General features: G+C 78.9%; 1 pseudogene. It reads right to left on the reverse strand.

The annotated features are described in order from the left end of the window. Positions 1 to 356 (reverse strand): annotated as a pseudogene (locus VR44_RS36765) (hypothetical protein); the annotation flags it as partial.

A 356-nucleotide genomic window follows, 5' to 3' on the forward strand; every position in this document is an offset into this window, starting at 1 on the left:
GGCCGACGATGCCGTCGGGGACGCCGGTGGCACCGGTGGCGCCGGGGCCGCCGTTGTCTCCGGACAGGTTCACCCCGCCCGTGGAGCAGCTGCCGGTGCCTCCCGTGCCGGGTGTGCCCGGGGCGCCGGGGGTCGTGGGACTGGCCCCGCCACCGCCGCCGCCCCCTCCGCCGCCGCCGGCGGTGAGCAGCGTGGTGTTGGTCGCGGACGCGGTGAGGGTGCTGGCGGAGCCGCTGGTGCCCGCCGTTCCGTTGACGCCGGTGTCCCCGTCCGCGCCCCCGCCTCCGCCGCTGCCCGCCGCGCCGACGTCCACCCCGTAGTCGGTCAGCGGGGTGACCTTCAGGGCGCACCAGATG

It is taken from the genome of Streptomyces katrae, assembly GCF_000966975.1.
Taxonomy (GTDB): domain Bacteria; phylum Actinomycetota; class Actinomycetes; order Streptomycetales; family Streptomycetaceae; genus Streptomyces; species Streptomyces katrae.